This is a genomic window from Spirosoma sp. KNUC1025, assembly GCF_045160025.1.
Lineage (GTDB): Bacteria > Bacteroidota > Bacteroidia > Cytophagales > Spirosomataceae > Spirosoma.
This window is the reverse complement of record NZ_CP087139.1, coordinates 6,649,526-6,661,840: the sequence shown is the minus strand read 5'-3', so window position 1 is coordinate 6,661,840 and position 12,315 is coordinate 6,649,526. Positions and strand designations below refer to the sequence as shown.

Sequence of the window (12,315 nt, the reverse complement as noted above, 5' to 3'; positions counted from 1 at the left end):
AATTTCTCGAATCGTATGGATGCAAACCGTTTACAGCCCGACCTTCAGTATCAGTTTGCCCGTAGTGGGGGCGCTGGTGGACAGAACGTCAATAAAGTAGCTACCAAGGCTGAATTACGCTTTAACGTACGTACCTCATCATTACTGACCGACGATGAACGGGCTGTTCTGGAAGAAAAACTAGCCAATAAACTAACGACCGAGGGCGACCTTGTGCTGACCCATCAGACGGAGCGAACGCAGCTCGCCAACAAAGAAAAGGTGACGCAGAAATTCTACCGGCTCATTGCCAAAGCCTTCGAAAAACCCAAACCTCGCAAAGCCACCAAACCCTCGAAAGCGTCGGTCGAAGAACGTATTGCCGGGAAAAAGCGCAAGGGCGATGTGAAAGCGGCCCGAAAGAAAGTAGATTATTAGACCGATAAGCCTGATAATTCGATGGAATAAAACGATCTTTTTAATCTCTTTAGCTGTTAAACTTTTTTACATGGCGAGCTGCAGAATTCACGCACGTACTGTATGCCGCCGATTCCTTAATTTCGATAGCTAACAACTACCGTATGTTACGAACTATACAACCAGTTGATAAACAATGGAGACCAGGACTGATGAGCTTAAAGAGGCTGATCTATCGCCCAAGTTCAGGTTGTCTTTCAAGCCGTTTGTAGACTACCTGGAGAAGCAACTAACTGACAATGAGTGTTCTGTAGAGGGTGGACACCTGCGAGAATACTTAATCCAAAAGGCAAACAACGTTTTTTTGGTAGAAAATCAGCCTGAGAAAGGGTATGACCCCGACCGCCTGTCTGAGCTGTTTCAGTTAATTACGTTTAGTGTATTGCCCCTGACCAAAGCCGATCAGGATATTCCGTATGCGTTTGGGTTGCCCGAACCGCTGCAACTCTTTCATTATTCGCCAGCATTTGAACGGCTGATGACCCGTAATCCGGGGTTTCTGCCAATGGATATTAAGGTGCACGTCGATCCCGATGAAAAATTACGGTTCGGCTACCGAATGATATTGCAAAAGTGCTACGACGTTCAGGTTGCTCATAACCAGACGTTTTTGCCCTTTCAGCGCGACGTTAACGGGTTAACGACTTATTACCGAATCAATATCGACAGTACGTTTATGGCTCCCCGGCCCCGGTACGAATTGCCACCCCTGGATTCAGACTGGGTTGATTTTGCCAATGGGTTCATAAAAAGCAGCAAAGAGTTATCAAATCCGCTGCCAATTGACGCTTTTATCGTCGAAGGGTTTGCCTTCTTTATCATCGAGGACGTAACGGAAACCGAAACCATCCAGCAACTACGGGAAATCTTTGCGCATTTGCAGTCGGAACCTGAGCCGGTTATCTACAACCGGTTTGAGCGGACATTGCGAAATCTGGGTGGTCAGGCTGATCTCCAGATTGGGATTATGCCTTTTGTGCAGGTGAATGGCCGGTACGTTCATTACCCGGATTTTGATGCCCGCAGCGTTTTTCTGAATCACTCCGGCTTATACCCCAATCATGTCGACCAGTCGGCTCTGGAGCGGATTATTCGTTACATTGGCCGGAACGGAAAGCCTACCGTAACGCCCGATCTGGCGCAGGCGCCGGGTAGTCACCTGCGAGCTTTGTACAAAAACGGAATACGTAGTTTTCTGTTTTATCCGATTCGCATGGGCAATCAGCTGCTGGGCGTTCTTGAAATGGGAAGTCCCCATACAAACGCCCTCAACGGAGCCGTTCTGCAGAAATTTGAAACCGTTCTGCCACTGATACAGGAACTTCTGCTCTACCAGCGAAGCCAGTTTAATGCTGCCCTCGACCGAATGATCAAGCAGCAATTCACGAATCTGCAACCGGCTGTCGAGTGGAAATTCAACGAAGCGGCCTGGCTGATGATGCTGGGTAAAAAAAGAACGTCGCACCGGGAGGCAGACCTGGTCCGGTTTCCGAAGGTGTATCCGATATACGGAGCCATCGACATTCGGAACTCGTCAGTTGAACGCCATAAAGCCATCGAATGGGATCTGTCGCAGCAGCTGAACACGATTAAAACCATTCTGGACTGCCCGATTATGCCCGACGACCTGCTCATGCCGGATTTGTTGCTGGGTAAAGTAAAACATTGGCAAAAGCGATTGAGCGCAGGGCTGGATTCGGACGACGAAGCGGAGATAACCTTATTTCTAACGGAAGAAATTCACCCGTATCTGGAGCATCTGCAAAGCAATCATGCTGATCTTGGTGATTCCATTGAGCAGTATTTCAGCAAGGTAGACCAAACAACGGGCCAATTCCACCAGGCGTTGCATGCCTATGAACGTAGCGTAAAATGGCTTAATACAACCGTGAAAGATTACGTCGGGCAGGCCGAAGAGAAGCTCCAGCAGATTTATCCGCATTATGCCGAATCTTTCCGGACCGACGGACTTGAATACACGCTGTACGTTGGCCAGTCCATTGCGCCGAAACAACCGTTCGAGCCCGATCATTTGCAGCAGTTATACGCCTGGCAACTATCGTCGATGGTTGATATTGCCCGCCTGACGCATCGGTTACGTCCGCACTTGCCCTTACCTTTACAGACCACTCAGCTGATACTGGCTCATTCACAACCGGTGGATATTAATTTCCGGCAGGATGAGCATCGGTTCGACGTAGAAGGATCTTATAGTATCCGGTACGAAGTGGTTAAGAAGCGGATTGATAAGGCGTATATTCTGGACACACACGAACGGCTCACCCAACCAGGAACGATTGCGCTGGTGTATGCCAACCATCAGGACGTAGCGCCTTATTTGCCGCTGATCGAAACCATGCGCGACCAGCAGCAAATACAGCCAACCGTTGATCAGATAGAGCTGGAACCTTTGCAGGGCGTATTCGGGATGAAAGCGTTACGTCTGCATATTAATTTTGACTGATTATATACGATTAATGGGCTTTACGCCCCAGCTTGATTCGCTGTTTGCACCCAAGCGAAGCCTCTTTAACGCACTAACTACAGATGATGCAAACTGTACTGGGGAGACTGAATTGGTACGTTATCGTTCTGGTCGTATTAAGTAAAGGACTGTTTGCGCAAAGCCAGTCAAGGGATTCCGTCGTGCATCGGCTTATCCTGATTGGCGATGCCGGTCGTCTGTATCACGGCAAAAATCCGGTGGTTGATGCTGTTCAGTCCCGATACGATTTCAATGACCCACGTAACACGCTGCTTTATCTGGGCGATAACGTTTACCCGCACGGCCTGGAAGACGAAAACCATCCAGACTATGATTCGTTGTCGGCCATTTTACGTTATCAGGCCCGGCCTGGACTGGCCAAGCCTGGAGTTGGTAAGCGATCCCGCGTACTATTTATACCCGGCAACCACGACTGGGGAAAGGGGCACCCGGATGGCTGGGAAAAGATAAAACGACAGGGGCGTTTTCTGGATAGTTTGAAAGCTCCCAACATTCGGTTGCTCCCGGCTGATGGTTGCCCCGGCCCGGAAGAAATTCATCTGGATAGTAAGCTGGTGCTGGTGGTTATCGATACGCAATGGTGGCTTCATCCGTACGACAAGCCTGGTCTGGATTCGGATTGCGCCTGTAAAAATCCGGACGAGATAATTGCCCGGCTGGCTGACATAGCGGTGCGGAATAAAGACAAGGGAATTATTCTGGCAACGCACCACCCCTTTCGAAGTTACGGTATTCACGGCGGTTATTACCGATTCAAGCAGCACATTTTTCCGCTGACCGACATCAATGACAAACTGTACATTCCCCTGCCCGTAATTGGGTCGCTATACCCACTGGTGCGGGGTGTGTTTGGCAACATTCAGGATTTGCCCAATCCGTTATACAAAGCGATGGCGCAGGCGCTTGAAAAGGCAATGGCCGTTGCGCCGAACGTAACGTTTGTATCGGGCCACGACCATGCGCTTCAGCACATTGTCGATGGCAGTCGTCAGTACATCGTGAGCGGATCAGGCATCAACCGTGAGCGGGTTAAACATGGCAAACTGGCCAGGTTCGTTAGCAGCGAGTGGGGCTATGTGGTGCTCGATCATTTAACAAACGGCAAGGTAAACGCCACGTTCTATACCGTCGACGAGCATGCTACCACCACCAGAAAGCATGACGCTACGTTGTTTACGCTGCCGTCAATGGCCGATTCGATAAAAAAAGTTTCCAGTCGGCCTGTCTGGCCCGACCAGGTACGGCTGGCCATTGCACCTGCTTACGATAGTGTGGGAAGAATGCACCGCTGGCTTTTTGGCGAAAATTACCGCCGGGAGTGGGCGACGCCCGTATCACTGCCCGTTTTTGATATAACCCGAACCAAAGGCGGTTTTAAAATCCTGCAGCGGGGGGCGGCCAGCAGACCAAGTCACTCCGTTTGGCCGACGCCAGCGGACGCGAATGGGTGTTACGTACCATCCAGAAAGATCCGGCGAGGGCGGTACCGGTTTATCTGCGGCAAACGGTGGCGAGCGATATTCTGCAGGACGAGATTTCGGCGGCCTACCCCTACGCACCCCTGACCGTGCCGACGCTGGCATCAGCCGCAGGGGTTCCGCACGCCAACCCGATGATTATGTACGTACCCGACGACCCGGCCCTGGGTATCTATCAGGCTGATTTTGGCGGTACGGTATGCCTGCTGGAAGAGCGTAGTCCGGGCGATGGCAAGTCGATCAGTACGCCCAAAGTGCTTGATGAACTGGAAGATGACAACGACAATCGTGTTGATCAGCGGGCCGCACTAAGAGCGCGTTTGCTGGACCTGTTCATCGGCGATTGGGACCGGCATGAAGACCAGTGGCGCTGGGGAAACCGGAAGACGAAAGATGGGAAAGAGTTTTACCCCATCCCCCGCGACCGGGATCAGGTTTTTTTCCGAACGACGGGTGTGTTGCCTGCTATTGCCGCATTGCCCTGGATACAGCCCAAATTACAGGGGTTTCGACCAAAGCAGCCTAATGTCGATGGGTTTATGTTCAATGGGCGCTACTTCGATCGGTTGTTTCTGGCGGGGCTGAGCAGTCAGGACTGGCTGGAAGAAATCGACGCTTTCAAAGCGACCATGACCGATGATGTCCTGAAAAAAGCCCTGCTGCAATTGCCCGATACGGTTCGGCAACTTTCGGGTGGACAGATTCTGGAAACCCTGAAAGCCCGGCGGGAATGGCTGTTTCGGGGAGCGATGACCTACTATCGTTTTCTGGCAAAAGCGGTTGACATTCCCGGTACCGACAAAACCGAACGGTTCCAGGTCGATTATCTGGATGAAGACCACGTAGCGGTATCGGTGTTCAAAATCAACAAGGAAGGTAAGCCATCGCAGCGGCTGTATTACCGCGTATTCGACGCGTCGGAAACCGATGAAATTCGGCTATACGGGCGTAAAGGCGACGACCAGTTTGTGATGAAAGGCACCCAGATCGACGACCTGAAAATTCGCCTGATTGGCGGACGAGGGGCCGATACATTTACCATAGATACCCAACAGCCGCATCCGGGCAAGGCCATTATTTATGATCTGTCGACGGAAGCCAACGTTTTTCCGAAGCCCGGCCTGGCTACCGTACATACTTCGACTGATAAGTCAATCAATCAGTACGACCCCCATGCGTTCAAATATGACCGGCTGGCGCCACTGGCCACCATCGGTTATAACCTGGACGATGGGTTGTTGCTGGGCGCTGGCTTACAATGGACCAAACAGGGCTTTCGGAAGTCGCCATACGCGTTTATGAACCGGCTGGTGATCTCGCACGCGCTGGCTACCAATGCTACCTCGTTTAAGTACGACGGAATCTTTACGGACGTCATTGGAAAGAATGATCTGTGGATCAATGCGTTCATCAAAGCACCCGATAACGTAACGAACTTTTTTGGACCCGGCAACGAAACCGCCTACGATCAGTCGCAACGGATTCGGTATTACCGGACGCGGTATAACTTAATGAACCTGGCGATCCAGCTAAAGCGGAAGATGGGTGAACACGTCCAGTTGTCCGTAGGACCATTGTTTCAGTATTTTAAACTGGATATTGCTGAAAATCGGGGGCGGTTTATTGAGGGCTATCTGAACAAACTACCTGAGCAGGAACGCTTTCTCCGCCAGGAGGGCTATGGTGGTTTTCAGGCAGCGGCCCTTATCGACACGCGTAACGATGCAGTTCAGCCCGCCCGTGGAATATACTGGAACACCACCTTACTTGGTTTACAGGGTTTTGGCGAGCAGGTCAATCATCTCACGCAGCTACGTACCGATCTGACAACCTACATCAGCTTTAGCCGGGCGGCCCGGTTTGTACTGGTGAATCGGGTAGGGGGCGGGCTAACGTACGGTAATCCAGCGTTTTATCAACTTCTCTACCTGGGCGGGCAAGATAACCTGCGGGGTTTCCGGACGTATCGGTTCGCGGGCGATCACATGGTGTACCACAATCTGGAAGCCCGGCTTAAGCTGTTCGACTTCCGGTCGTATCTCTTTCCGGGCAGTGTTGGCTTTATGGCGTTCAACGACCTGGGGCGGGTCTGGAGCCGGGGTGAACGCTCAACGAAATGGCACGATGGCTATGGCGCGGGTCTGTACGTAACGCCTGCCAGTTTACTCGTGCTAACGGCTTCCGTTGGTTTTTCGGAGGAAGGTACGCTGCCCTATGTTTCGATGGGGTATCGTTTTTGAGCGATTTATTCCAGTAATTTAAGGTCATAACTTGCTAACCCCTATCCTCTGTGTCCGACTCGTTGATATCCGAAATCAAATCCTACGTTGGTCAGCTATTTGATCAGTACCCTAAGCCCGAACTGGTGTACCATACACTGGCGCACACAGAGCAGGTGGTACATATGGCGGAGAAGATAGCCCATCACTATGAACTGACTGACAAACAACGGCTGACGGTTCTGGCTGCGGCCTGGTTTCATGATGTGGGCTATCTGACGGGCACTACGTCCGACCATGAGGAGAAAAGCGCGGAAGTAGCTGGCGTTTTCCTGAAATCGCATTCCGTTTCGCCGGATCTGATCAGTCAGGTACAGCAGTGTATCCGAGCCACCAAAATGCCCCAGACCCCGGCGAATCTGCTCGAAGAAATTATGTGCGATGCCGATCTGTCTCACCTGGGCAGCGATACGTTTAAGGAGCAGACCAAACTGTTGCGCAAAGAGCAGGAACAACTGACCGGCCGAGAAATTTCGGGGGGCGAATGGCGTCAGGGCAATATCAACTTTCTGAGTGCACATCATTATTTTACGCCTTACGCCCAGAAGCATCTCAACGAGGGGAAGGAAGCAAACCTCAAACAGCTTAAGCAGAAGGAAGCCTCAAAGAAAGACAAAGAGCCTGAAATAGAGCCCATTCCAGATTTAACGAATCCAGAAACGGTCACATCGATCGAGTCTGTGCCGGAGGTGGCGGCAACGTATCCGGTGTCGGCGGAATTCGTTCCTTTTGAAAAGAAAAAGAAGAAGGATAAAGACAAAGACGATAAGCCCGAACGAGGTATTGAAACCATGTTTCGGACAACCTCAACCAACCATCTGCGGCTAAGCGAAATAGCTGATAGTAAAGCCAATATCATGATTTCGGTAAACTCCATCATGGTATCGGTGGTGGTATCGGTGCTGGCTCCCCGCATCGAAAATCATCCGCACCTGATGCTGCCAACTGCCATCTTTATTACGACCGCGCTGCTGACGATTATTTTTTCCGTACTGGCTACGCGCCCGAACGTAACCCAGGGCCGGTTTACAAAAGAAGATATTCAGGAGAAGAAAGCGAACCTCTTGTTCTTTGGTAATTTCTATAACATGACGCTGGAAGACTACGAAGGGGGCGTAAGGGCCATGATGGGCGACAGTGATTTTCTGTACAGTAGCATGACCCGCGACATTTATTTTCTGGGTGTGGTGCTCAGTAAAAAGTACAAGCTGTTACGTGTCGCCTACAACATTTTCATGTTCGGCTTTATCGTTTCGATTCTGGCCTTTATCCTCGCCTTTGCGATTTATGAAAAATAGCCTTAGGTAAAGTGGCGAGTACGAGAATCTGTTAAATGCCTACGAGTAAAATTTGCCTGTACGGGTTTTTAGTTGATTATAAATTCAGTCTAAGCGTATTTAGTACCTTACTGGTTTTACACTCAACGATCATGAAAACTTTACTCTGCTGCATGTTACTGGTGTTGGCGTTATCCTGCAAAAAAACCGAGTCAGACATTGCATCTCCCCAAAATGACACAGTGCTGGCCGAATATCCTGACTGGTACACGATCAAAACGCCCGTTGATCATGAAATCGAGGGCGTATGGGGCAGTCGGGACAAAACCTTGATCATCTCAACCGGCTTTGCACTCTTTCGTTCTACCGATCAGGGAAGGCACTGGCAGCAGGTACATCAGCAATCAATTGGGATGTTTGGGATTGTCGAGTACCGCGATACGCTATTTACCATGACAAGTCTGCATAATTATCAGGTGCTCGTTAGTGCCGATAACTACAGCATTGACGATGGACAGAGCTGGCAGACGTATCGGGGACATAATCTGGCGTTCGACTACATTCCTTCGTTAGGCTATAAAGGTTTTCCAGTCAATCCTGTGGTGGCTTCGAATGGCACAACCTACAAAATCAATCAGGTATTTTTAGATGGACCAATGGCAACCACCGGTATTTACGAAACGCCAGGGGTCATTACGTCCGATGGGCGCCGAATTGATCTACCTCAGCTTCATCAGTTGCAGAGTTTATATCTGGATGATCAGCAGCGGCTCTATATTGCCGGTACGGATGCTGTTTGCGGGCGCGGTCACTCGGGACAGAGTTTCTCGTTCTGTAACAGCAAAAACGGCCGGGGCGTCGTCTATATATCCAAACAGCCACTCCCATAAGTCAGCCTGACAGGACAAGCAGGCATTTCCACGATCGGAGCGCATCCGGGCCGACAACGTCAATCTACTCATACGGGCGATTTCTGAGCTACTCGATATCAATGTCGTATGGCAGGGAAATCATGTGTAAATCAGGTCTCGGTAGACGAGCTATTCTAAATGGTTCAGACTCACGCAACTACCGAATGAGAAGCTTATAAGCGCCGTAGATTGAGCGGTGAATAACAGTATTTCTCGATAGACTAATAGGTAATTAGTTGACAATCAAATTTTTATATTTTCCTTGCAAAAACCTTTTTGCCTAATAACCTTTGTCCATCAATTAGCAATACTAGTGTGTTTCTGCAATGTCGAATGCCTCCACTACGGTGTTTTGTTTCGCCTGTCGACGGGCTGCGAAAGGTTCTTGGTCGGGATGAACTCAGCACTTAAGTAACACGCCTAACCGAATCATGTCCGATTCCTGGACACCAATCAATTAACTCCTCTTAGTATATGACAAATCCTTTACGAAAAGTCTCCAGTGTGGGTCTTTTGCTGATGTTAATCCTGACCGGATTACGTCCTGGCTGGTCGCAGCCGAACGTAAACAGTAGTTCGTATTTAGTACTGGGTGAAAAAAAAGTACAAAACGTAGCCCTTTTAGCCGCTACGACGGCTAGTACACAGATCGTGGCGGACCCTGTTACGGGGACCGTAAAAAGTCAGAATGGTGAAACGCTGCCGGGAATCAATGTAGTCATCAAGAACACGACGAAAGGAACCAGTACCGACGCCAATGGGCGGTTTACGCTCGAAGCTCCGGCCAATGCGATTCTGGTATTTTCGGGAATCGGATTTGCTACGCAGGAGGTTCCGGTAAACGGGCGGAGTCGTATAGAAGTTTCGTTGGCCGCTGACAATAAGCAACTTGACGAGGTTGTCGTTGTGGGGTACGGTACGCAGAAACGAAACAGTCTGACAAATTCGGTGGCGCAGATCGGTGCTGAAGAAGTATCCCGGCGGCCTGTTTCCAACATTCAGCAGTCTCTACAGGGGCAATTGCCGGGCGTTACGGTACTCGATCAGGGCGGCTCACCCGGTCGCTCCAATACGTCGATTCGGGTACGTGGGATCACCACGTTCAATATCAACAGCATTGGCAATCAGGCCGGTACCAACAACGGCACGGGCGGGTATGATCTGAGTAAAAACGATGCGCTGGTGATTGTCGATGGGATTGAGCAGCGTTTGTCAGACATCAATCCCGACGATATTGAAACGATTTCGATTCTTAAAGATGCTTCCTCGACAGCTATTTACGGATCGAGAGCCACGAACGGGGTTATTCTGGTAACCACCAAACGGGCTAAAGGCGGCAAAGTTCAGGTTGATTATAACGGCTATTACGCCATTCAGAAATCCATCAACGTACCGCATATGATGGGCCTGGAAGATTATATGCGCATGCAGGTAGCCGCTTATACCAATGCGGGTTCACCGCTTCCGGCCCGTTTTACGGAACAATCCATTCAGGCCTACGTAACGGCTACCGATCGGGAGAAATATCCGCTTCCAAACACCTGGTTTCAGACGGTTCTGCATGCCGCTCCACAGCAAAACCACACGCTGTCGGTAGCAGGTGGGGGCGAATCGTTACGTACCCGATTGAGCTTACGGTATCAGGATCAGGCTGGTATTATCACGCACTACGCTAATAAGATCGGCGAAATCCGGTTAAACACTGACTATACCATCTCGCCAAAATTACGCGTCAGCGGTGACCTTAACTACCGCTACAATTACTCGCAGGCGCCAACCATCGATCCAATCAATTTTCTGCTGCATGGTTCACTCTGGGCCGTACCCAAATATGCCGACGGTACCTACGGCTTAAGTACGCAGGGTAATAACCCCCTGATGTACGCCGAAATAGGGGGCGATTCGAAAATTTCCAGCGATTACCTGGTTGGGTACGTCAAAGGCGATTGGGAAATTGTGGATGGGCTGACGTTCTCGACGCAGCTGGCGGGGCGGGGTTCGTTTACACAGGAAAAACGGTACGCCAATGCGTATGTCAACACAGACAAGAATACCAACATTACCAAAACTGTAGCCAACAATACGCTGAACGAAAACCGGAATACGTTGCGGGAGTATACGCTGATCAGCTTGCTGACGTACGAACGTAGCCTGAACAACCACAATTTTAAAGGACTGCTGGGCTATTCGCAGATTGGTAATACACAAACGTACCTGAATGCTTACCGCGAACGGTTCTATAACAATGACATCCAGTCGATCAGTCAGGGCGCTAATGACGGTACCAAAAGCAACACCGGTTTCGACGCGGCTTATGGCTTACGCTCGTATTTCGGACGTATCAACTACGATTATAACGGGAAGTACCTGGTTGAGGTAAACGGCCGCTATGACGGTTCTTCCAAGTTTACGGGTGATAAACAATACAGTTTTTTCCCCTCGTTCTCGGCAGGGTGGCGACTCTCAAAGGAAAACTTCTGGCAAGCCGTACAAAATTCAGTAAATGATCTGAAGCTACGTGGTTCGTGGGGAATAACAGGCAACCAGTCGGTGGATCTCTACAGCTACTATTCGGCGCTGAAAGCGAGCGGCTACGATTTCAACGGAGCGGCTGTGCAGGGCTATCGGCAGACAAATCTGGCCAATACAAACCTGGGCTGGGAATCGACCACGCAGCTCGATCTGGGCCTGGATGCGTCTTTTCTGCGTAGCCGGATGAACCTCACAGTTGACTATTACCGCAAACTGACCAGTGATATTCTACTGAATCTGGATATTCCGGCAACAGTTGGGCTGATTGCTCCGCCCCAAAATGCAGGTTCCGTTGAAAACAAGGGATGGGAGTTCAGCTTAAACTACCGGGGCGCAAAAAATGCGTCAGGATTTCAGTATAATCTGGGGGCCAACTTCAGCGTCAATACCAATAAAGTCGTCGATTTGAAAGGCACCGGGCCGTATATCCTGGGTTCCGATATTGATCCACGCTACATCATCGCTGTTGGGTTGCCCATCAATACGTTGTGGGGCTATCGGACCGATGGGCTGTTTCAGACCCAGCAGCAGATTACGGATTACAAAGCTACCTATGCGGCCAACACCAAACCCGGCGACGTAAAATACATCGATGCGAATGGCGACGGCAAAATCGACGCCAATGACATGACCAACATTGGGAATACGTTTCCTAAATACACCTTTGGCCTGAACTCAAATTTTTCATTCCGGAATTTTGAGCTGAATCTGCTCTTTCAGGGCGCTGCCAAAGTGGACACCCGGTTGGCAGGTGCTTTGGCCGAGATGGGAAATCAGGAAGGCTTTACGCACTCCATTTACACCAATAATTACTGGACCCCGAGCATCCGGACGCTCGTTTTTCCCGCCCGCTCAAATTCGATCTGCGGAACGTAG

7 protein-coding genes are annotated in these 12,315 nt (G+C 50.3%); all 7 read left to right on the top strand.

Going from position 1 to position 12,315, the window contains the following annotated elements; translation table 11 throughout:
- Nucleotides 1–15 precede the first annotated feature (15 nt).
- A complete protein-coding gene (gene arfB / locus LN737_RS29060) occupies nucleotides 16–417 on the top strand; it encodes an alternative ribosome rescue aminoacyl-tRNA hydrolase ArfB (RefSeq protein ID WP_405514478.1) in 402 nt (133 codons plus the stop codon).
- Between the two features lie 175 nt (nucleotides 418–592).
- The gene (locus tag LN737_RS29055) at nucleotides 593–2,920 is read left to right on the top strand and encodes a GAF domain-containing protein (protein ID WP_405514476.1); all 2,328 of its coding nucleotides are present in this window, start codon (nucleotides 593–595) and stop codon (nucleotides 2,918–2,920) included.
- Between the two features lie 83 nt (nucleotides 2,921–3,003).
- Nucleotides 3,004–4,527: a hypothetical protein gene (locus tag LN737_RS29050; protein WP_405514474.1), complete on the top strand. Its 1,524-nt coding sequence runs from the start codon at nucleotides 3,004–3,006 to the stop codon at nucleotides 4,525–4,527.
- Nucleotides 4,528–4,574: 47 nt separating this feature from the next.
- The gene (locus LN737_RS29045) at nucleotides 4,575–6,680 is read left to right on the top strand and encodes a BamA/TamA family outer membrane protein (protein WP_405520567.1); all 2,106 of its coding nucleotides are present in this window, start codon (nucleotides 4,575–4,577) and stop codon (nucleotides 6,678–6,680) included.
- A gap of 50 nt (nucleotides 6,681–6,730) precedes the next feature.
- Nucleotides 6,731–8,017 carry a Pycsar system effector family protein gene (locus LN737_RS29040; protein ID WP_405514472.1) on the top strand — a complete coding sequence of 429 codons (1,287 nt, stop codon included), beginning with the start codon at nucleotides 6,731–6,733 and terminating at the stop codon, nucleotides 8,015–8,017.
- 131 nt (nucleotides 8,018–8,148) lie between these two features.
- Nucleotides 8,149–8,886 carry a hypothetical protein gene (locus tag LN737_RS29035; RefSeq protein WP_405514470.1) on the top strand — a complete coding sequence of 246 codons (738 nt, stop codon included), beginning with the start codon at nucleotides 8,149–8,151 and terminating at the stop codon, nucleotides 8,884–8,886.
- A 495-nt stretch (nucleotides 8,887–9,381) separates the two neighbouring features.
- Nucleotides 9,382–12,315, top strand: coding sequence for a TonB-dependent receptor (locus LN737_RS29030; protein ID WP_405514469.1), 2,934 nt, complete (start codon nucleotides 9,382–9,384; stop codon nucleotides 12,313–12,315).